The sequence below is a fragment of the Streptomyces spectabilis genome (assembly GCF_008704795.1).
Classification (GTDB): domain Bacteria; phylum Actinomycetota; class Actinomycetes; order Streptomycetales; family Streptomycetaceae; genus Streptomyces; species Streptomyces spectabilis.
This window is the reverse complement of sequence record NZ_CP023690.1, coordinates 9,654,311-9,677,102: the sequence shown is the minus strand read 5'-3', so window position 1 is coordinate 9,677,102 and position 22,792 is coordinate 9,654,311. Positions and strand designations below refer to the sequence as shown.

The 22,792-nt window shown below is 75.6% G+C and carries 4 protein-coding genes; 1 reads left to right on the top strand and 3 read right to left on the bottom strand.

The genetic code is table 11. From position 1 onward, the window contains the following. Nucleotides 1-597: 597 nt before the first annotated feature. A complete protein-coding gene (locus CP982_RS40915; protein WP_150515134.1) occupies nt 598-1,869 on the top strand; it encodes a globin domain-containing protein in 1,272 nt (423 codons plus the stop codon). A gap of 97 nt (nt 1,870-1,966) precedes the next feature. Here the strand turns inward: CP982_RS40915 and CP982_RS40910 are convergent, their stop codons facing one another. The 3 genes from CP982_RS40910 to CP982_RS40900 form a co-directional block, all read right to left on the bottom strand. Continuing rightward, on the bottom strand, nt 1,967-2,500 hold the full coding sequence (locus CP982_RS40910) for a GNAT family N-acetyltransferase (protein WP_150515133.1): 534 nt from the start codon (nt 2,498-2,500) through the stop codon (nt 1,967-1,969). Beyond that, nucleotides 2,497-2,703, bottom strand: coding sequence for an MbtH family protein (locus CP982_RS40905; RefSeq protein WP_150515132.1), 207 nt, complete (start codon nt 2,701-2,703; stop codon nt 2,497-2,499). The genes CP982_RS40910 and CP982_RS40905 overlap by 4 nt, the downstream gene beginning before the upstream one ends. A 78-nt stretch (nt 2,704-2,781) precedes the next feature. Further along, on the bottom strand, nt 2,782-22,788 hold the full coding sequence (locus tag CP982_RS40900) for a non-ribosomal peptide synthase/polyketide synthase (RefSeq protein ID WP_150515131.1): 20,007 nt from the start codon (nt 22,786-22,788) through the stop codon (nt 2,782-2,784). Nucleotides 22,789-22,792 lie beyond the last annotated feature (4 nt).

Genomic DNA, 22,792 nt, shown 5'->3' with positions numbered 1-22,792 from the left:
CGCTCCTGCCCGAGCGCATCGGCCGCGCTTCCTTCCGCCGTCACGTTCGCCCTGGTCAGCGGCGTACCGAGAGAGGCCGTTGGACCCTACCCGCGGGTCCGCGCGGGGACTGTTCGGCCCTATCGGGACCCGGTGCCCCACCGGCGATCATGTGGCGGCGGCCGGGAAGCGCCGCGCCCCGTCCCCCCGTAGTGTCGGCGCTTCCCGGCCGCCGACGTGGTGAGCGACAAGGAAGGACGCCGTCCGGTGGACGAGGCGCAGATACAGCAGGTGACGGCCGCGCGGCCCCGAGGCGGTCCCGCCGTGGCAGGCCGGGCGGACCGGCCGTCTTCGGCGGTGTGACGGCGCTGTTCATGCGCGCCGAGCCGGCCCGGCCCGTTGCGTTCGCCCACGGCCGCACGGTCCATCGCCGCGACCGGATCGAGCGCGAGCGATAGGACGCGAGCACCGGGTCCTACTGCCTCGACAGGGCCGAAGGTCCCTGCGTATCCCGCTCTCCCCAGGGCCGGATGCCCCTAGAGGTAGGGCCGTTCGGGCAGCGGTCCCCGGTGCGAGACTCGCGGAGCACTCCACGGAGCCAGGGCAGGAGAACCCGCTGTGACGACCGACCCCACCGACCAGTTCGACGAGTACCGCGTGCTGCTCTCGCGCCAAGAGGCGAAGCGGCTGCGGCAGAGCCTGTTGAGCCCTCCCGCCCCCGTGGCGGCGGATCCTGTCGATGCCCCACTTGGTGCCGACCACCTCCACGACGGGGCGGACGACCGCGGACTGATCACCGAGACGCTGCCCCTCGTCACCCCTTTCGACCTGCTCATCTCGGATCTGTACGCGGTCATGTTCGACCAGCATCCGTATCTGCGGGGCCTCTTCCCCGAGTCAATGGCCTTCCAGCAGGCCCATCTGGAACGGGCCTTCCACTTTCTGATCGACCGTCTGGACCGCCCGGAGGAGGTGACCGCCTTCTGCGCCCGGCTCGGCCGCGACCACCGCAAGCTGGGGGTACGCCCGGTGCACTACGAGGTGTTCGAGACGGCTCTGGTGGAGGCGTTGCGCCGCCGGGCCGGCGCCTTGTGGCGCCAGGACGCGGAAGAGGCCTGGAAGCGCATGCTGCGGCGGGCGGTGGCGGCCATGGTGCGGGGCGCGGAGGCGGCTCTGGCGGAACGGCCCTTCTGGAACGCGACGGTGACGGAGCATCAGCTGCACCGGCCGGACCTGGCCGTGCTCCGGGTCTCCCCCGCCGAGCCGTTTCCGTACCGCGCCGGTCAGTACGCCCTCCTTCAGTCGCCCCTGCTGACGCGCGCCTGGCGGCCGTTCCACGTGGCGTGCGCTCCCCGGCGGGACGGTGACCTCACGTTCCACATCCGCCGCACAGGACCGGGCGGGGTGAGTGACGCGCTGGTCCACCGCACCCGTGTCGGGGACCCGCTCCTCATCGGCCCGGCCCAGGGCACGATGACGCTCGGCGACGACGACCTCAAGCACGACGTCGTGATCGCGGCGAGCGGCACCGGCTGGGCCGGTGCCAAGGCGCTCGTTCAGGACCTGGCCCGGCGCCGTCTGCCGGGCCGGGGCGCGCAGTTGTTCCTCGGCGTGCGCACCCGTGACGATCTGTACGACCTGGCCGCCGTGGCCGATCTGGAGCGCCGCCACCCGTGGCTGCGTACCGTCACCGTGACCGGTGGGGCCGCCGAGGGCGACGCGTTCGCCGAGGCCATGGCCCGGCGCGCGGCCTTGTCGCGCGGGCTCGTCTTCGTGAGCGGCCCGCCCGCACTCGCCGCCACGGTGCGGCGGCTGCGCGCTCTGGGCCTGCCCGCGGAGCGCGTGCGCCACGACCTCGCCGCCTCCTCGCCCGCCGCGCTCGGGGGCTGAACTCCGCATCCGCCCCGGCCGCCCCACCCCTCGGCGGCCCTGGCGGTGACCGTCGTCCGTACGGGGCGGACCCGGCGGCCGGGACGGATGCGGTGGCTCACGCCGTGTCGGTGAGGGGGATCAGGATCATCTTGGTCACCGTGCCGTCCTCGCCGACGACGTCGCGGACGTGCCGGGCGTTGAGGCGTCGGCAGAGCGCGAGGCTGGCCTCGTTCTCCGCGCCCACCATGCCGTACACCTCCTTGAGCCCGAGGTTGTCGGCGGCGTGGCGCATCAGGCCGTGCACCACCTCGGTGCCGAATCCCTTGCCCCAGTACTCCGGGAGCAGCGCGGCGATCAGTTCGTGGCCGTCGACATTGCCGGTCTTCTTGCACTCCGCATGGCCGATGTAGGCGCCCTCGTGCCAAATGCCCCAGGCGTCGAAGAGGCGCTGGGGATACACATCGGTGAAAATGGCCTTGTACAACGTGCGCAGATCGGGTTCGGGGACCTGGTCCTGACCCATCCAGCGGCAGACCACCTCGTTGCGCAGCAGGGCGACGAAGTGGTCCTCGTCCTCGGGACGGTAGGGCGTGAAGTCCAAGCGCTCGGTCCGCAGCGGTGGTGGCGTCGTCGGCGGGGTCGTCGTCATCGGGGAGCTCCTTGTTCCATTCGTTCGCGCAGGCTGCGGGGGCGCATGTCGGTCCATACCTCGTCGACGTAGGCGGAGCACTCGGCCTGGGTGCCCTCCTTGTCCGTGCGGTGCCAGCCCGCCGGGACATCGACGTCTATCGGCCACAGCGAGTACTGGTCCTCGTCGTTGCGCAGCACCTGGTAGCGGGTGGTCTCATCCATGGCGTGTCTCCTCTCGTGGGTGTGGTGTCACCGCCCCGGGGCACCGGCGGTGCGGGTGCCCCGGGGCGGAGTGTGGGGTCACAGGCTGCCGCGGGCGTGCCTGGCTATGTGGTGCAGGGCCGTGCTGAACTCCTCGGCGACGCGGCGCACCGTCTCCGTGTCGTGCAGTCCTGTGCGGTGGTGCCAGGTGAACGCGAGGCGGCCGTCCTGGACGGCGCCGACCACCTCCAGGGGGTGGGAGCCGCTGTCCCGGGGGTCGTGGTCCTGGCCGAGGGAGCCGTGCTCGGCGCGCACCAGGCCGCTGCCGGGGTCGGCGGGCCGGGCGTCCCACTGGCCGAGGTAGTTGAACACCACCTGGCCGTGCGCGGCCGCGCCGAGCCGCTCGCGCACCTCGGGCGGGCCGAAGGTGCGCAGGGCGCCGTAGCCGAGGCCGTTGCCGGGCACCACACGCAGCTGGCGGCGCACGGACTTCACCAGGGCACGCCAGTCCCGGGACGCACCGAGGTCGTCGGGCCGGGTCACCTGGAGGGCGACGGGGTGGACGGTGGTGAACCAGCCGACCGTACGGGACAGGTCGACGCCGTCGAGCAGGTCCTCGCGGCCGTGTCCTTCGAGGTCGAGGCGGACCCGGTCGCGGCCGGTCCAGCGGGCGAGCGCAAGGGCGAGGGCGGCGAGCAGGACGTCGTTGACGCGGGTGCGGTAGGCGGTCGGCGCGGCCCTCAGCAGCGCCGTGGTGTCCTCCTCGGTCAGTTCCACGGTGACCTGCCGGGCCTCGCCCTCGTCCGTTGCGGGCGCCTCGGCGGCCGGGAGCGGTTCGGCGGTCACCGTCTCCTCCCAGTACGGCAGTTCGTGGTCGAGGCCACCCTCGGCGACGTGCGCGGCGAGCCGTAGGGACCAGTCCCGGAAGGAGGTGGTGCGCTCCCCCAGGGCGACGGGTTCGCCCGCGGCCGCCTGCCGGTAGGCGACCTCCAGGTCGTCGGCGAGGATCCGCCAGGACACCGCGTCGACCACCAGGTGGTGGCCGACGAGGAGGAGGAACACGGGGCGGTCGGCGTCGCCGGTGAACAGCGTCGCCCGCAGCAGCGGGCCGCGGCCCAGGTCGAAGCCGGTGTGCAGGTCGTCGGCGGCCTTGCGCATGCTCTCGTCGGCTTCCGCCTCGTCGAGTCCGCGCAGGTCGTGCTGGGTGAGCAGGCCGTCGGCCGCGGTGTCGGCGGGCGGCTGGTTGAACTGCTGCCAGCCGTCGGCGTCCTGGGTGAAGCGCATGCGCAGCGCGTCGTGGTGTTCGAGCAGTGCCTCCAGGGCGGCGCGCAGGGCCTCCGGGTCGGGGGCGCCGTCGAGTTCCAGGAGCGCCGACTGGTTGAAGTGGTGGTGTGCGGCGCGTGGCGTGGTCAGGAACCACTCCTGGATGGGGGTGAGGGGTACGTCGCCGCTCACCGGGCCCTCGCCGGAGCGCTGCGGCGCGGTCCTGACGACGGCGGCCAGCTCGGCCACGGTCTGGTGGGTGAACAGGTCGCGGGTGGCCAGGTGCAGTCCGTCGCGCCGCAGCCGCGACACGACCTGCATGCTCAGGATCGAATCGCCGCCGAGGAGGAAGAAGTTGTCGTGCGCGCCGACGTCGTCGACGCCGAGGACGTCGCCCCAGATGCGGGCGACGCGGCGTTCGGTCTCGGTGCGGGGCGCGACGTGCGGCCCGGTGGCGGTGTGCGCGGGCCCGGGTGCGGGCAGGGCGCGCCGGTCGGCCTTGCCGTTGGGGGTGAGCGGCAGCCGCTCCAGGGGGACGAACACCGAGGGCACCATGTGCAGCGGAAGGAGCCCGGCGAGGTGTTCGCGCAGTTCGGCCGCCGGGAGCTGTTCGGTGTCGTCGGCGGCGGGGACGACGTACGCCACGAGCCGGTCGGAGCCGCCGTCGGCGCGGACGACGACGACCGCGTCGCGCACCCGGGGGCTGCGGCGCAGGGCGCTCTCGATCTCGCCCGGTTCGATGCGGTAGCCGCGCAGCTTGATCTGGTCGTCGGCGCGTCCGGCGAAGCGCAGCGCTCCGTCGGCGTCCCAGCGGACCAGGTCGCCGGTGCGGTACATGCGCTCCCCCGGCGGCCCGAACGGGTCGGCGGCGAACCGCTGGGCGGTCAGGCCCGGCTGGTTCAGATAGCCGCGGGCGAGGCCGGGCCCCGCGACGTACAGCTCGCCGGTCACTCCGGGCGGAACGGGCCTGAGGGCGGCGTCGAGGACGTACAGACGGGTGGCGCCCGCCGGGCGGCCGATGGGCGGGGCGCCCGCTCCCGGTGCCAGGGGGCCGGTCCAGGAGGCGACCACGGTCGCCTCGGTGGGCCCGTAGGAGTTGATCATCCGGCGGCCGGGGGCCCACTCCTCCACGAGGTCGGGCGGGCAGGCCTCCGCGCCGACGATCAGCGTGCGCAGGTGCGGCAGGCTCGCCGCCGTCTCCGGTGGCACGGTGGCGAGCGCGGCGGGCGGGATGAGGGTGTGGCTGACGTGCCGCTCGGCGAGGACCTGGGCGAGGCGCTCGCCGACCAGCGGCCCCTCCTCGCCGGTCACCAGGGCGGCGCCGCTGAGCAGGGAGACGCACAGTTCCAGGACGGAGGCGTCGAAGCTGGGCGAGGCGAACTGGAGGACCTTGTCGCCGGGGCCCGCCGCGTACCGCTCGGCGGCGGCCGCGGCGAAGCCCGCCAGGCCCCGGTGCGTCACCACGACGCCCTTCGGGGTTCCGGTGGACCCGGAGGTGTAGATGACGTACGCGGGGTGGTCGCAGGTGAGCCACGCGGTGCGGTCGCTGTCGGTGGGCGCCGTCTCGGGCCCCGCGGCGGCCCAGACCTCGGCCGGGTCGTCCAGGGTCAGCCAGGCGCCCGCGTCGCGCACCATGAACTCGCGCCGCTGCTCGGGGTAGGCGGGGTCCACGGACAGGAAGGCTCCGCCCGCCTTGGCGACCGCGAGCTGTGCCACCACCGCTTCGGTGGTCCGGGACAGGGCGAGGGCCACCACCCGCTCGGGGCCGACGCCGCGGCCGATGAGGTGGTGGGCGAGGCGGTTGGCGGCGCGGTCGACCTCTTCGTACGTGAGCTGCCGGGAGCCGTCGTCGAGCGCCACCGCGTCGGGCGTGCGGGCCGCCTGCCGCTCGAACAGGCGCGGCAGGGTGACAGCGGTGACCGGCGGGACGGCGCCGCGGCCCTGCTCCAGGAGGGTCTTCAGCTCCGCGTCGGACGACAGCGGCAGGGCGCCCAGGGGGCGGTGCGGGTCGTCGGCGACGGCGGTCAGGAGCGTGCCGAGCTGGTCGGCCATCCGCTCGGCGGTCGCCGCGTCGAACAGGTCGGTGTTGTAGGTGAGCAGGCCGTGCAGCGCTCCGGAGTCCGTCTCGGCGAACTCCAGGGTGAGGTCGAACGCGGCGTGCTGGAGCTCCGCCTCGATGTCGGAAACGTCGAGTCCCGGCAGGTCGAGGTCGCCGGTCGGGGTGTTCTGGAGGACCACCATGACCTGGAAGAGCGGGGTGCGGCTGGTGTCGCGCACCGGCTGGACCTCGTCCACCACGCGCTCGAACGGCACGTCCTGGTGCGCGAAGGCGTCGAGCACGGTCTGCCGTACGTCGTCGAGGAACTCGGGGAAGCCGCGCTCGGGCTCGACCCGTGAGCGCAGGACGAGGGTGTTGACGAAGAAGCCGACCAGGTTCTGGACCTCGGGCCGGTCGCGGCCGGAGGTGACGGTGCCGACGGCGATGTCCCGTCCGCCCGACAGGCGCGCGAGGAACGTCTGCGCGGCGGCGACGAGCGTGGTGAACAGGGTGGCTCCGCGCTCCCGGCCGACGCGTGCGAGGCGCCGGGCGGTCCGGGGTGCCAGGGTCAGGCGTGCGGTCGCGCCGTGGTGGGTGCGCACCGCGGGGCGCGGCCGGTCGGTGGGCAGGTCGACGGGCTCGGTGTCGGCCAGGTGCTCCTTCCAGTAGGCGAGCTGGGTGTCGGCGTCCGCGCCATCGGCGGTGCGCTGCCAGTGCGCGTAGTCGGCGTACTGGACGGGAAGGGCCGGGAGGTCGCCGGTGCCGGTGCCGAGGGCCTGCCGGTAGAGGTGGGCCAGGTCGCCGGTGAGGACGGCGGTGGACCAGCCGTCGGTGACGATGTGGTGCAGGGTGAGCGCCAGGACGTGGTCATCGGCGGCGAGGCGCACCAGGGCGGTGCGCAGGAGCGGGCCGTGGCGCAGGTCGAAGGGGCGGGTGCGCTCGTCCGTCAGGAGGTGTGCCAGCTGGGCCGCCCGGTGCTTCTCGGAGGTTCCTGACAGGTCGTGGGTCGGCAGCGGTACCGCGCGCGGCGGGTGCACGAGCTGTACGCCGTGGCCGTCGACGGTGTCGAAGGTGGTGCGCAGCGACGCGTGCCGGGCCACCAGGCCGCTCAGGGCCTCGGTGAGGGCGTCGGTGTCGAGGCGTCCGCGCAGCCGCAGCGCGAACCCGGTGACGTACTCGGCGGTGCCGCCGGGCGCGAACTCCGCGAGGAACCACAGGCGTTGCTGCGCGTACGACATGGGGGCGGTGGCGCGGGCGACGGGGACGATGGCGGGGCGTGCCGTGCCGGTGCCCCGGTCGGTGGTGACGAGGGCGGCGAGCGCGGCCGGGGTGGGGTGGGTGAAGACCGCGCGCGGCGAGACGTCCGTGCCGAACTCCTCGGCCAGGCGGGAGGCGAGGCGGATGCTGAGGATGGAGTCGCCGCCCAGGGTGAAGAAGTCGTCCTCCGCGCCGGGCAGGTCCGTGCCGAGGACGTCGGCGAAGACGTCGGCGACGCGGCGTTCGGCGTCGGTGCGGGGCTCGACGCGCGCGGCGCGGCCCGCACCGGTGTCCGGCTCCGGCGCGGGGAGCGCCGCCCGGTCGACCTTGCCGTTGGCGTTGAGCGGCAGGGCCGCCAGCGGGACGTACGCGGAGGGGACGAGGTAGTCGGGCAGGGAGCGGGCGGCGAACGACCGCAGCTCCTCCAGGTCGTCGCCGGCCGGTCCGACGAGATAGGCCACCAGACGCCGGGCGCCGGGCCGGTCCTCGCGGGCCACCACCGCGACGTCCGCGACGCCGGGGTGGGTGGCGATGGCGGCCTCGGCCTCGCCGGGTTCGACGCGGAAGCCGCGGATCTTCACCTGGTCGTCGGCGCGGCCGAGGAAGGCGACCGTGCCGTCCGGGTGGCGCCGGGCCAGGTCGCCGGTGCGGTACATGCGGGCGCCGGGCGGCCCGTAGGGGTCGGCGAGGAAGCGGCCCGCGGTCTCGCCGCCGCGGCCGAGGTAGCCGCGTGCCACGCCCTCGCCCGCGAGGAACAGTTCGCCCGCGCAGCCCGGCGGCACGGGCCGCAGGCGGGCGTCGAGGACGTGTGCCCGCATGGTGTCCAGCGGGTGGCCGATCGGCACGGTGTCGGGCACGCCGGTCGCGTCGGCGAGGGCGAAGGAGGTGGCGAAGGTCGTGGTCTCGGTGGGGCCGTAGCCGTCCACGACGGTAAGCCCCGGGCAGGCGGCGAGGACGCGGCGCACGGCCGGCGCCGGGACCACGTCACCGCCGGTCCACACCTGGCGCAGGCCGGTGAAGCAGTCCGGGGCGTCCTGGGCCAGGAGCCGGAAGAGGCCCGCGGTGAGCCACAGCGCGCTGAGGCCGCCGTCACCGGCGAGCCGCCGCAGCAGGGCCGCGTCCACCGCCCCTTCGGGGGCGACGACCACGGAGCCGCCGGTCAGCAGGGGCGCCCACACCTCGAAGGTGACGGCGTCGAAGGCGACCGGGGAGTGCAGCAGGACGCGGGCGCACACGCCGTCCGCGAAGCGGCTGTCGGTGGCAAGAGCGGCCACGTCGCGGTGGCGCACGGCGACCGCCTTGGGCCGGCCCGTGGAGCCGGAGGTGAACATCACGTAGGCCAGCTGGTCGGGGTCGGCCGACGCGGCGATCGGCGTCCCGGCGGGGTCGGTGCGCGCGGCGGCGACGTCCTCACCGGTGAGCCCGGTGGCGGCGTCGACCTGGTCGAGCAGGGCGCGGCGGCGCTCCTCGGGGGCGCGGGTGTCGATCGGCACATAGGCGCCGCCCGCCTTGAGGACCGCGACCTTGGCGACCACGAGTTCGGCGGAGCGGTCCATGAGCAGGGCCACGCGGTCCTCGGCCCGCAGGCCTTCGGCGAGCAGCCGGGCGGCCACGCGGTCGGACCAGTCGTCGAGTTGACGGTAGGTCACCTGCCGGTCGCCGTCCTGGAGAGCGACCGCGTCGGGGGTGTGGCGGGCCTGTGCGGCGAACAGGGCCACCGGGGTGCGCGGCGGCGTCCGGTCGGTGCCGGTGGCGTTCCACCGCTCCAGCAGGTCCCGGTCATCGGCGGTGAGCAGGTCCAGGTCTTCGACGGCGCCTTCGAGTCCTTCGGCGAGCCGGGCGAGCAGCGCGGCGAGGCGGTCCGCGGCGCGTGCGACGGTGGCCGGGTCGAAGAGGGCGGCGTCGTAGGCCAGGTCGAAGCCGAGCCCTTCGGCGAGATGGGCGCGCAGGCACAGCGGGAAGGTGGTGGCGTCGTCGGCGCGCACCTCCTCGACGCGCACGCCGGTCCTGGCCGCGGCCGCCTCGTCGACCGGGTAGTTCTCGAACACCACCATGCTGTCGAACAGCGCCTCGCCCGACGGGACGTCGGTGAGGGCCTGGATGCGGGGCAGCGCGAGGAAGTCGAAGCGGCGTGCGTCGCTCTGCCGCTCCTGGAGGTCGCGCAGCCAGAGCAGCACGCCGCCGGCGGGGACGCGTACCCGCGTCGGCACGGTGTTGATGAACATGCCGACCATGGAGTCCACGCCGGGCAGCTCGGCGGGGCGGCCGGAGACCGTCGTGCCGAACACCACGTCGTCGCGGCCGCTGTAGCGGGCGAGGAGCAGTCCCCAGGCGGCCTGCACCACGGTGTTGACGGTCAGGCCCGCGCGGGCCGCCGTCTCCCGCAGCGCGCGCGAGACGTCCGGGTCGAGTGCGCGCGTGACGGCCGCGGCGGAGCGGGCGCGGTGCGCCTCGGCGGGAACGCGGTCGTAGGGCAGCGGGGTGCGCGCGGCGCATCCGGCGAGCTCCTCGGCCCAGTGCGCTTCCGCCGCGGTCTCGTCCTGGTCGGCGAGCCAGCGGAGGAAGTCCGCGAACGGCCGCCGGATCGGAGCGGCGGCGTCGGGGCCGCCGGTGAGCGCGGCGTAGCGCTCGCAGACCTCGATGAGGAGCTGGCCGCTGCTCCAGCCGTCCAGGATGAGGTGGTGCGACGACCACAGCAGCAGGACCTCGTCACCGGGCAGGGCGGCCAGGGTGATCCGGGTGAGCGGCGCGGCGGTCAGCTCCATGCCCGCGGCGCGGTCCTCGGCGAGCAGCCGCTCGACGGCCTCCGCGCGCCCGTCGGGTGTCAGTGCGCGCCAGTCGAGGTGGGTGACGGGCAGTTCGGCGCGGTGGTGGACCACTTGTACGGGCTGCGGAAGGCCCTGCCAGTGGACGCTGGTGCGCAGCGCCGGGGTGCGGTCGGCGACCTGCTGCCAGGCGGTGGCGAGCGCCCGGGGGTCGGTGACCCCGGAGAGCCGTACCGCCGTGCGGTCGAAGTAGGCGCCCGCGGTGTCGACGAGGCCGTGGAAGAGCATGCCGGCCTGAAGGGGCGTCAGCGGCAGGACGTCCGCGACGTGCTGCCCGTCGCCGACGAGCCGGTCCAGGTGTTCCTGGGTGAGCCGGGCGAGCGGGAAGTCGGAGGGCGTGCGGCCGCCCGTGTCGGGGCGGGCGCAGTGGGCGACGATGTCGCGCAGCGCCGCGCGCGTCTCCTCGGCGAGTCGGCGCACGGTGGCCTCGTCGTAGACGGCGGGCGGGTAGGCCACGGCGAGTTCGAGGCGCCCGTCGTGGACCACGCCGGTGATGTCGAGAAGGTAGGGGCGGGTCTCGTCGGGGTCGGTGTCGCGGCCCGCGGACGGCAGGGCGGGGCCGTAGAGCCCGCCGCCCCGGGGCCCGCCGGTGTCCCACTGGCCGTGGTAGTTGAACCCGACCTGGGGTGCCGGCCCTTCGGCCAGCGGGCTGTCGGGAAGGAGGTGGCGCAGGGCTCCGTGGCTGAGGCCGTGCAGGGGCACGGCGCGCAGCTGCTCCTTGACCGAGCGCAGCGTGTCGCGCCAGTCGGCGTCCGGGGCGACGGTCAGGGCGAGGGGGAACTCGGCGGTGAACCAGCCGACGGTCCGCGACAGGTCCACGTGCTCGAAGAGGTCCTCGCGGCCGTGGCCCTCCACTCCGACGAGCACGGTGTCGCGTCCGCACCAGCGGGCCAGGGTGCGGCCGATGGCGCTGAGGAGCACGTCGTTGACCTGGGTGCGGTAGACGTCGGGGACCTGCCGCAGCAGGGCGTCGGTCTCGTCGGGCTCCAGGGTGACCGTGACGGTGGCGGCGGCGCCGTGGGTGTTGGGGCCGGGGCGCCCGGCGGGCAGCTCCGCCGCCGCCGTGGCGGTCCGCCTCCAGTGGGCGAGGTCCGGCTCCAGGGCGCCGGAGCGGGTGTGTTCGTCGAGCCGGGCGGCCCAGTGGCCGTACGCGGTGCCGACCGGGGGCAGCTCGACGGGCCGCCCGGCCGCGGCGGCGCGGTGGGCGGTCTCCAGGTCCCCGAGCAGGATGCGCCAGGAGACTCCGTCCACCGCCAAGTGGTGGACGGTGAAGACCAGTTGAGCGGGCCGGTCGGGGCCGCGGTCGAAGACCAGGACCCGTACCGTCCGGCCCTCGGTGGGGTCGAGCGAGGCCTGGGCCGCGTCGGCCGTGCGCTGCACCTCCGCCTCCAGGGCCGTCTCGTCCAGGCCGGTCGCGTCGTGGAGGGTGAACACGAGTCCCGGTGCCTCGGCCAGGAGTTCCTGGCGCCAGCCCTCGTCGGTGCGGCGGAAGCGGGTGCGCAGGGCCGCGTGGTGGCGTACGACGGCGTCGACCGCCTGCTCCAGGGCGGACAGGTCGGTGCCCGGGGTCAGTTCGAGGCGCTGGGTCATGGTGAAGCGCAGCGCGTCGCCGGGGCGGCGGGCATCGAGGTACCAGCGCTGGATCGGGGTGAGCGGCGCCTCGGCGGGCGGGGCGGCGCCCGGGGCGGCACCGGCCGGGCCGGCGTCGGTGGCGCACAGGGCGAGCTCGGCGACGGTCGGCGCGCGGAACACGTCCTTGGTGGTCACGGCGAGGCCGGCGCGGCGGGCCCGGGAGACGATCTGGATGCTGAGGATCGAGTCGCCGCCGAGCGCGAAGAAGTTGTCGCGCGCGCCCACCCGGTCCACGCCCAGGACCTCCGCCCAGATCGTGGCCAGGCACTCCTCGGTGCCGGGCCGCGGCGCCACGTAGGACGTCCGGGTGTCGGGCCCCGAGGGCGGGGCGGGCAGGGCGCGGCGGTCGGTCTTGCCGCTGCTGGTGCGCGGGATGCGCGTCAGCGGGACGAACGCCTGCGGCACCATGTGGTCCGGCAGCGTGCGGCGGAGCCCGGCCCGCAGTTCGTCGCCCGTCGGGGTGCGGTCCCCCGCGGGCACCACGTACGCCACGAGCAGGGCGCGGCCCGCGTGCTCATGGGGCGCCACCACGGCTTCGGCGACGTCCGGCCGGGCCGTCAGGGCGGCCTCGATCTCGCCGGGTTCGATGCGGAAGCCGCGGATCTTGACCTGTTCGTCGGCGCGGCCCAGGAACTCCAGAAGGCCGCGGTCGTCCCAGCGGGCGCGGTCGCCGGTGCGGTACATGCGCGTGCCCGGCGCCCCGTAGGGGTCGGCGAGGAAGCGCCCCGCGGTCAGGCCGGGCCGGTTGAGGTAGCCGCGGGCCACCTGCGCGCCCGCCAGGTACAGCTCGCCCGGGGTGCCGGGCGCCGCCGGGCGCAGCGCGTCGTCGAGGACGTAGGCGCGCAGGCCCCGGCCGGGGCGGCCGATGACCGGGCGCTCGGGCCGCTGCGCGCACGGGCCGTAGACGGCGTCGACGGTGCACTCGGTGGGTCCGTACACGTTGTACGCGGTGACGCCGAGGTCCTGTGCCGCGCACAGCTCGCGCCAGGTGTCGGCGCCGAGCGCCTCGCCGCCGACGAGGAGCACGCGCGGGTGGTGGCGGCCGGGCGCGAGGAGGCCCGCGGCGGTGAGTTCGCGCAGGAAGGACGGGGTGACGTTCACCAGGTCGAGGCGGCGCTCGGCGACCTGGGCGCAGAACGCCTCCGGGTCCAGGCGTACGTCCTCGTCGACGAGGTGGACCTCCTGGCCGAGCGCGAGCAGCAGCGGCCCTTCCCAGGAGGTGTCGAAGGAGAAGGACGCGCTGAGCGCGGCCCGCAGCCGCCGTCCGTCGGCGGTGTGGGGGGCGACGAGCCCTTCCTGGTGGTCGTGGCAGAGGTTGACGAGCTGCCGGTGTTCCACGGCGACGCCCTTGGGCCGCCCGGTGGAGCCGGAGGTGTAGATGACGTACGCCGTGGTCGCCGGGCGCAGCGGCGCGATCCGGTCGGCGTCGGTCGGGTCGTGGGCGGGCAGCCGGTCCCAGGGCACCGCGCGCAGGGTCTCGGCGGTCAGGAGGGCCCGCGGCGCGGCGTCGGCGGTGAGGTACGCGACGCGCTCCTCGGGCAGCTCCGGGTCGAGGCAGAGCAGGGTGCCGCCCGCCTTGAGGACGGCGAACAGGGCCACCATCTGGTCCGAGGTGCGCGGCAGGCGCGCGGCCACGGTGTGCTCGGGGCCGACGCCCTGGGCGATGAGGTGGTGGGCGAGCCGGTTGGCGCGCTCGTTGAGGGCGGCGAAGTCGAGCGTGGCGTCGCGGGCCACCAGGGCGGTGGCGTCGGGGGTGCGCGCGGCCCGCGCCTCGAACAGGGCGGGGAAGGTGGTCTCCGGGGCGGGTGCCGGGCCGCCCTGCCACTCCTCCAGGACCTGGCGTCGTTCGGCGGCGGTCAGCAGCGGCAGCGCGCCGACCTCCTGGTCCGGGTCGTCGGCGACCGCTTCCAGGAGCAGCCGCAGTTGGGCGGCGAGGCGTTCGGCGGTGCCGGGGTCGAACAGGCCGGTGCTGTACTCCAGGTGACCGGTGACGCCGCCGTCGTGCTCGACGAAGTCGAAGGCGAGGTCGAAGGTGGCGTGCCGCACCGGAGGGGTCACGGCCTCGACGTCGAGGCCGGGCAGGCCGGGCGCCTCGGTGCCCAGGTTGTGCAGGGCCACCATGACCTGGAACAGGGGGGTGCGGCTGGTGTCGCGCTCGGGGCGGACCGCGTCCACCACGCGCTCGAAGGGCACGTCCTGGTGGGCGAAGGCGTCGAGCGTCGCGGCGCGCGCCCGCTCGAGGAGGCGGCGGAAGGACAGGCCGGGGGTGACCTCGCCGCGCAGCACGAGGGTGTTGACGAACATGCCGACCACGTCGTGGAGTTCGGCGCGCTCGCGGCCCGCCGTCACGGTGCCGACGGCGATGTCCTGCTGGCCCGTCCACCGGGCCAGCAGGACCTGGCACGCCGTCAGGAGCGTCGTGTAGAGGGTGGCGTCGGCCTCGCGTCCCCGCGCGCGCAGCCGCTTCACGAGCGGGGCCGGGAGCGGGAAGGTGACCAGGGCGCCCTCCCGGGTGCGCACGGCGGGGCGCGGCCGGTCCGTCGGCGGCTCCAGCGGGGTCAGGCCGTCCAGGACCTGCTTCCAGTGGGCGAGCTGCCGCTCGGCCTCGTCGGTGCGGCCCCGCTGCCAGGCGGCGTGGTCGGCGTACCGCACGGGCAGTTCGGGCAGCTCGGGGCGGCGGCCCTCGCGCGCGGCCGTGTACAGCTCGCCGAGGTCGCGGCCGAGGACGCCGAAGGACCAGCCGTCGGTGACGATGTGGTGGAGGGTCAGGACGAGCACGTGCTCGGCGTCGGCGAGCCGGACGAGGCGGGCCCGCAGCAGGGGTCCCGTGCTCAGGTCGAAGGGGGTGGCGGCCTCGTGCTCCAGGAGGGCGTCCACCGCGTCGGCAGGGGCGTCGGTGAGGTCGTCGACGCGCAGGTCCACGCCGTGCGGCGGACCGACGATCTGCCGGGCTCTGCCGTCCTGTTCGGCGAACGTGGTGCGCAGGGCCTCGTGCCGGGCGACCAGGCCGTCGAGCGCGGTGCGCAGGGCGGGCTCGTCGAGCGCGCCGCGCAGGCGCAGGGCGGACACCGTCGTGTACTCGGTGCTGCCGGGCTCGAAGCGGTCGAGGAACCACAGGCGCTGCTGGGCGTACGACAGCGGCGCCGCGGCGGCCGGGTCGGCGGCCGGGATCACCTCGGGGGCCGCGGTGCCCGCCGGTTCGCCGAGGGCGGCGGCCAGGGCGCACACGGTGGGGTGGGTGAAGAGCAGCCGGGGCGAGACGTCGGCGCCGAAGGCCGCGCGCAGCCGCGAGGTGACGCGGACGGCGAGGATGGAGTCGCCGCCGAGGGCGAAGAAGTCGTCGTCGGCGCCCACCTCGTCGGTGTCCAGGACGTCCGCCCAGGCGGCGGCGACCAGGCGTTCGGCCTCGGTGCGCGGCGGGGTGCGGTCGCCCCGGGCGGCGAAGCCGTCGGCGCCGGGCGCGGGCAGGGCGCGCCGGTCGAGCTTGCCGTTGACGGTCAGGGGCAGCGCGGCCAGCGGGACGTAGGCGGCGGGCACCATATGGGCGGGCAGCAGGCGTTCGAGGTGCGCGCGCAGCTCGGCGGGCGCCGGGGCGCCGCCCTCGCCCGCGCCGACGACGTGCGCGACCAGGCGCCGGGTCCCGGAGGTGTCCTCGTAGGCACCGACGGTGGCGGCGCCGATGCCGGGGTGGGTGTGGAGGGCGGCCTCGATCTCGCCGGGTTCGATGCGGTAGCCGCGGATCTTGACCTGGGTGTCGGCGCGGCCGAGGTACTCCAGGGTGCCGTCGGGCCGCCACCGGGCCCGGTCGCCGGTGCGGTACATGCGGCTGCCGGGCGGCCCGAACGGGTCGGGCAGGAAGCGGGTCGAGGTCAGGGCGGGCAGCCCCAGATAGCCGCGGGCCAGCCCTTCGCCCGCCACGTACAGCTCGCCGACGGCGCCGGGCGGTGCCACGGCCAGGTCGTCGTCGAGCACGTGGACGCGCAGGTCGGGGATGCCGGTGCCGATGGGGCTCGCGGCGCCCGCGCGGACGGTCGCCGTGTCGAGAGGGGCGTAGGTGACGTGCACGGTGGTCTCGGTGATGCCGTACATGTTGACCAGGCGCGGCGCGTCGTCCGGGTGGCGGGCGTACCAGTCGGCGAGCCGGTCGACGTCGAGGGCCTCACCGCCGAAGATCACCTGTCGCAGCGTCAGGCGTGCGCTCAGGTCGGGGTGTTCGGCGTCCGCGCGGACCAGGGGGTAGAAGGCGGACGGGGTCTGGTTGAGGACCGTGACGCCTTCGTCCGCGAGGAGGCGCAGGAAGTCCTCCGGGGAGCGGGCCGTGTCGTCGGGGACGACGACGAGCCGGCCGCCGTGCAGCAGCGGGCCCCACAGCTCCCATACGGAGAAGTCGAAGGCGTAGGAGTGGAACAGCGTCCACACGTCGTGCTCGTCGAAGCCGAACCGGTCGCGGGTGCGGGTGAACAGCCGCACGACGTTGGCGTGCGGTACGACCACGCCCTTGGGGCGGCCGGTGGAGCCGGAGGTGTAGATGGCGTAGGCGGGGCTCTCCGGCAGCGGGCGCCGGGCCGGGCCGGGGCCTGCGGCCGGGCGCCGTTCGAGGTCCGCCCGGACGTGCGCGTCGTCCAGGAGCAGGACGGGGAGGTCGGTGCCGGGCGTGCGCACGTCGGTGTCCGCGGTGGTCACCAGGGCCACCGGGGCGGCGTCGGCCAGCAGGTGGGCGACGCGCTCGGCGGGCAGCTTGGGGTCGATCGGCAGATAGGCGGCGCCGGACTTCAGGACGGCGAGGACCGCCACGACCAGGTCGGTGGAGCGGGGCAGGGCGAGCGCCACGAAGCGCTCGGGGCCGGCTCCGGTCTCGGCGAGCCGGTGGGCGAGGCGTCCGGCCGCCGCGTCGAGGGCGGCGTAGTCGAGGCGGTCGGCTCCGCAGGTGACCGCGGTGGCGCGGGGGGTGCGCGCGGCCTGGGCCTCGAAGAGGTCCACCAGGGTGTGCGCGGGCCGTCCGTGCGCGGTGCCGTTCCAGTCGGTCAGGATCCGCCGGCGTTCCTCGGCGGTCGTCGTGGCGAGGTCGCGCAGCGGCCGGTCGAGGTGGTCGGCGAACTGCGTGAGGAGCAGGCAGAGGCGGTCGGCGAGCGCCCGCGCGGTCGCGGCGTCGAACAGGTCCGGGTCGTAGGCCAGGTCGAAGCCGAGCCGCTCGCCCTGGTAGGCGCGGAGCACCAGCGGGTAGTTGGTGGCGTCGCGGGAGGTGACGTCCAGGAGGCGGACGCCGGTGGTGGCCGCGCGGGCCTCGTCGAAGGGGTAGTTCTCGAAGGCCACCATGCTGTGGAACAGCGGGGTGCCGGACGGCACGTCGCTCAGGGCGGTCAGTTCGGCCAGGGAGACCGCGGAGAAGCGCCGCGACTCGGCCTGCGCCTCCTGGAGTTCGCGCAGCCACGCGCCCGCCGTGCGGCCGCTGTCGACGTGGACGCGGGTGGGCAGGGTGTTGATGAACATGCCCACCATCGACTCCACGCCGGGCAGTTCGTCGGGGCGGCCGGACACGGTGGTGCCGAACACCACGTCCCGCTCGGCGGCGTGGCGGGCGAGCAGCAGCGCCCAGGCGCCCTGGACCAGCGTGTTGGCGGTGAGCCCCGCCGCCCGCGCGGTGCGGGCGAGGCGCGCGGACGCCGCGTCGGACAGGCCGGTGGTGTGGACGCCCGCGGAGCGGGCCCGGTGGGCCTCGCGCAGGGGCCGGTCGACGGGCAGCGGTGTCGGCGAGGCGAAGCCCGCGAGGACCTGCTGCCAGTGGGCGCGCGCGGCTGTGCCGTCCTGCTCCGCCAGCCACCGTACGTAGTCGCCGAAGGGGCGGCGCACGGGCGGCGGCGTGGTGCTGCCGGTGGTGAGCGCCGCGTACCGCTCGCCGACCTCGGTGAGCACCTGGGCGAGGCTCCAGCCGTCCAGGATGAGGTGGTGGGAGGTCCACAGCAGGTGCAGGCGCGCGTCGGGAAGACGGACCAGCGTGAGCCGCATGAGGGGGGCCGTCGCGAGGTCGATGCCGCGCGCGAGGTCGTCCGCGCGCAGCCGGTCGAAGCGGGCGGCGCGCTCGTCCTCGGCGACGTCGCGCCAGTCCACGTGGGTGACGGGCACGCGGGCCTCATGGTGCACGACCTGGAGCGGGGCGGGGACGTCCTCCCACACCACCGACGTCCGCAGGGCGGGCGTCGTGTCGGCCACCTGCTGCCAGGCCAGGGCGAAGGCGTGCGGGTCCGCCACGCCGTCCAGGAGCAGTGCCGCCTGGTCCACGTACACGTCGTCGGCGCCGCCGACGAGGCGGTGGAAGAGCATGCCTTCCTGGAGCGGCGTCAGCGGCAGCAGGTCCGCCACGTTCCTGCCGTCGCCGACGAGACGGTCCACACCGGCCTGGTCCAGGCCGGCCAGGGGGTAGTCGGAGGGGGTGCGGCCGCCCGCGTCGGGGCGGGCGCAGTGCTCGGCGATCGCGGTCAGCGCGGCGGCCATGCCCGCGGCCAGGTCCTCGACGGTGGCCGTGTCGTGCGTGTCCTGGCTGTAGTGCCAGGTGATCTCCAGTTCGCCGTCCGCCGCCACGGCCGTGACGTCGAGCAGGTGGTCGACGGGCTCGTCGGCGGCGAGGTCGCGGCCGGGGACGTCGGCGGCCGGGGCGAAGTCCCCGGTGCCGGAGGTGTCCCACTGGCCGTGGTAGTTGAAGGACACCTGGGGCAGCGGCAGGTCCCGCAGCGCGCGGGCCGACGGGTCGGGCGAGCCGAGGCGGGCGAGGGCCTCGTAGCTCAGGCCGCGCCGGGGCACGGCCCGCAGCCGCTCCTTCACGGCCTTGAGCGTGGCGCCCCAGTCGGGCGCGCCGGGCGGCCCGACGGGGGCGAGGGTGACGGGGTACTGGGTGGTGAACCAGCCCACCGTGCCGGACAGGTCGAGGGCGTCGTCCTCACGGCCGTGGCCCTCCAGGGCGACGGTGACGCGCCCGGCGCCCGCCCAGTCGGCGAGCACCCGGCAGAGGGCGCTGAGCAGCACGTCGTTGACCTGGGTGCGGTAGACGCCGGGCACCCGGCGCAGCAGCGCGTCGGTGGTGGCGCGGTCCACCCGGGTGCGGACGGTGCGCACGGATCCGGCGCGCGGGGCCGCGGTCCGGTCGACGGGCAGCGGGGTGCGGGGCTCGGCGGCCTCCGCCGTCCAGGCGGGCAGGTCCTCGTCGAGGCCGCCGGACCGGACCAGCTCGGACAGGTGGCAGGACCAGTCGGCGAAGGGGGTGGCGGCGGGCTCCAGGCGGACCGGCTCGCCCGCGGCGGCCTGGCGGTAGGCCTGCTCCAGGTCGCGGAGGAGGATGCGCCAGGAGACGCTGTCCACGGCCAAGTGGTGGGCGGTCAGGAACAGTTGCGTCCGCTCCCCTGCCTCGGGCCGCACGCCTGCCCCGGGCCGCTCCCCCGCCCCTGCCGGCTCCTCCGCCGCGGGCCGCAGCAGGGCCGCGCGCAGCAGCGCGCCGGTCTCCGGGTCCAGGGCGGCGCGGGCCGCGTCGGCGGCCGCCTCCCGGGCGGGTGCGGCGTCGGCGGCGGGCAGGTCGTGGCGGGTCAGGAGGCCGGTGGCGGGCCCCTCTCCGGGGTCCTGGCGCCAGGTGCCCTCGGTGCTCACGAAGCGCGTGCGCAGCGCCGGATGGTGGGCCGCGAGGGCTTCCACGGCCCGTTCCAGGGCCGCTTCGTCCAGGTCGTACGGCAGGTCGAGCAGCAGGGACATGCTGAAGTGCCGCAGCGGTCCGTGGGTGGCGAAGAACCACTCCTGTACGGGGGTCAGCGGGGCGGGCCCGTCCGTGCGGGCCCGGCGCGGCGCGGGAACCTCGGCGCTGCGCAGGGACGCGGCGGCGGCCAGGTCGGCGACCGTCTGGTGCCGGAACACGTCCTGCGAGCTGAGCCGCAGTCCGGCGGCGCGGGCGCGGGAGACGGCCTGGATGCTGAGGATGGAGTCGCCGCCGAGCTCGAAGAAGTTGTCGGTGACGCCCACCCGGCTCGCGCCGAGCACCTCCGCCCAGATGGCGGCCAGGGTCTCCTCGTCGGGGGTGCGCGGGGCGACGAACTCCCGTTCGCGGGAACCGGTGTCGAGGTCGGGGGCGGGCAGCGCCCTGCGGTCCAGCTTGCCGTGGGCGGTCAGCGGCAGCGCGTCGAGCACGGTGAACGACGACGGCACCATGTGGTCGGGCAGCACGCGGCGGCACGCGGCCCGCAGCGCGGAGGCGGCGGGCCGGCCGGCGCCCGCGGCGGGCGCGACGTAGGCGGCGAGGCGCAGATGGCCGTGCGCGTCGGGCACCGCGACGACCGCTGCCCCGGAGACGTCCGGCAGATCGAGGAGCACGGCCTCGATCTCCCCCGGCTCGATGCGGTGGCCGCGCACCTTCACCTGGTCGTCGGCGCGGCCCAGGTAGTCGAGTTGCCCGTCGGCGGTCCAGCGGGCCATGTCCCCGGTGCGGTACATGCGCGTGCCGGGCGCGCCGAAGGGGTCGGCGAGGAAGCGGGCGGCGGTGAGCCCCGGCCGGCCCGCGTAGCCGCGGGCCACCTGCTCGCCCGCCAGGTACAGCTCGCCGCCGACGCCGGGCGGCACCGGCTTGAGCCGCCGGTCGAGGACGTAGGCCCGTACGCCCGGCAGCGGGCGGCCCACCAGCGGCCGCCCTTCGCCCTCGATCCGGCAGGCCAGCGCGTCGACGGTGCACTCGGTGGGCCCGTAGAAGTTGTACGCGGCCACGTCCTGGTGTCCGGCGAGTTCGCGCCACAGGGCGGGGCCGATGGCCTCGCCGCCGAGCATCAGGATCCGGGGGTGGTGGCGGGGGTCGCTCAGGAGTCCGGCGGGCAGCAGTTGCCGCAGGTACGAGGGCGTCAGGTCGAGGAAGTCGACGCGGTGTTCGACGACGTACTCGACCAGGGCGGCGGCGTCCAGGCGTGTCGTCTCGTCGACCAGGTGCAGCGGATGGCCGTCGGCCATCAGGAGCACGCCCTCCAGCGAGGTGTCGAAGGAGAACGACGCGGTCAGCGCCACGCGCAGCGGACCGCCGCCCGCCGCGGCGACGAAGCCCTCGCGGTGCCCCGCCAGGAGGTTCGTCAGGGAGCGGTGCGACACGGCGACGCCCTTGGGGCGGCCGGTGGAGCCGGAGGTGTAGATGACGTAGGCGGTGGTGTCCGGGTCGAGCGGCACGGCCGGGGGCCCGGCGGCGGGGGCGGCGTCGGGCACGGCCGCGAGGGCGGCCTCGTCGAGGACGAGGGCCGGTCGCGCGTCGTCGAGCAGGAACCGCACGCGCTCCTCGGGCAGCGCCGGGTCCAGCGGCAGATAGCCCGCGCCGGACCTCCAGACGGCGAGCATCGCCACGATCATGTCGGCGGTGCGCGGGAGCCGCAGCGCGACCAGTCGTTCGGGCCCGGCGCCGTGGGCGGCGAGGTGGTGGGCGAGGCGGTCGGCGCGGGCGTCGAGCGTCGCGTAGTCGAGGCGTTCGTCCCCGGCGACCAGGGCGGTGGCGTGCGGGGTGCGGGCGGCCTGCCCGGCGAAGAGGTCGGGGACGGTGTCGGCGGCGGGGGCCGCGGTCGCGGTGGCGTTCCAGTCCTGGGTGATCCGCCGCGTCTCCTGCGGGGAGAGCAGGGGGATCGTGCCGAGCGAGCGGTCCGGCTCATCGGCGGCGGTGTCGAGGAGCCGCACCAGTTGGTCGGCCATCCGCTCGGCCGTGGCGGTGTCGAACAAGTCGGTGCGGTACTCCAGGAGGCCGACGAGTTCGTCCCCGTCGGGTACGAACTCCACGCTCAGGTCGAAGGTGGCCGCCTGCCGGGGCACGGTGACCGGCGTGGCGCCCACGCCGTTCATGCCGGGTGCCTCGGGCGGGGCGGGGTGCAGCAGGACCATCACGTCGAACAGCGGGTTGCGGCCTGCCTCGCGGGTCGCGCCCACGGTCTCCACCAGGCGCTCGAAGGGCGTGTCGCCGTGTGCGAACGCGTCGTTGACGGTGTCCGCCGTGGCTCCCAGGAGGTCGCGGAAGGACCCGGCTTCCGCCACGGGGGTGCGCAGCACGACGGTGTTGACGTAGAAGCCGACGGACCTCTCCAGGTCGGTGTGGGAGCGGCCGGGCGTCAACGAGCCGATGATGATGTCGTCCTGCCCCGACCAGCGGGCGAGGAGTGCCTGGCAGCCCGCGACCAGGGACGTGAACAGGGTGGTGTGCCGCTCCGTCGCGAGCGCGCGAAGGCGGGCTGTGGTGGCGGTGGACACGGTGAAGGTGTGGACGGCGCCCGCACCCGCCTCTTCGCCGCGGCGCGGCCGGTCAAGGGGCAGGTCCGGCGGCACGACGCCGGTCAGCTGCCCGGTCCAGTAGGCGAGGTGCCGCTCGAGGCGCGGCCCGGAGAGGCGCTCGCGCTGCCACACCGCGAAGTCCGGGTACTGCGCCGCCACCGGCGGCAGGTCGGGTGCCGTGCCGCGGGCCAGCGCGGCGTAGGCGGCGCACAGCTCCTCCAGGACCACGCCCATCGACCAGCCGTCGGTGACGATGTGGTGGGCTGTGAGGAGCAGGACGTGGGCCGTTTCGGCGCTGCCCGGCTCCCGCAGCAGCAGGGCGCGCAGCAGCGGGCCGCCGCTCAGGTCGAAGGGCCGCTCGTACTCCGCGAGGAGGGCCTCCTCCAGGGCGGCCTTCCCCGCGGCGGGCAGGTCCCGCACGGGAAGGGGCACCGGACCGGCCGGGCTCACGGTCTGCGCGGGGCGCCCGTCGGTCTCCTGGAACGTGGTGCGCAGTGCCTCGTGGCGCTCCACGACGGTGTCCAGGGCGCGGGAGAGGGCCGCACGGTCCAGGGCGCCGGTGAGCCGGAGCGCGACGGCGCTGTTGTAGCGGGAGTCGCCGGGGCGCAGCCGGTCGAGGAACCACAGCCGCTGCTGGGCGAAGGACAGCGGCAGCGGCTCCGACCGGTCCGCGGGCGGGATGCCCGGCCGTCCGGCCGTGCCCGGTGTCCCGTCCTTGCCGGGCGGCGTCGTTCCGGCCGCGCCGGCGCGCCCGGCGAGGCGGCGGCGCAGCGCCTCCTGGAGGTCCTTGGGCAGGGCCGCGGCGCGGTCTCGCTTCGAAGACGTCATGGTC

What these genes read in the sequence shown, in the direction of transcription:
- CP982_RS40905 (WP_150515132.1), bottom strand. Translation starts at nt 2,703, where the DNA reads ATGGATGAGACCACCCGCTACCAGGTGCTGCGCAACGACGAGGACCAG.
- CP982_RS40900 (WP_150515131.1), bottom strand. Translation starts at nt 22,788, where the DNA reads ATGACGTCTTCGAAGCGAGACCGCGCCGCGGCCCTGCCCAAGGACCTC.
- CP982_RS40910 (WP_150515133.1), bottom strand. Translation starts at nt 2,500, where the DNA reads ATGACGACGACCCCGCCGACGACGCCACCACCGCTGCGGACCGAGCGC.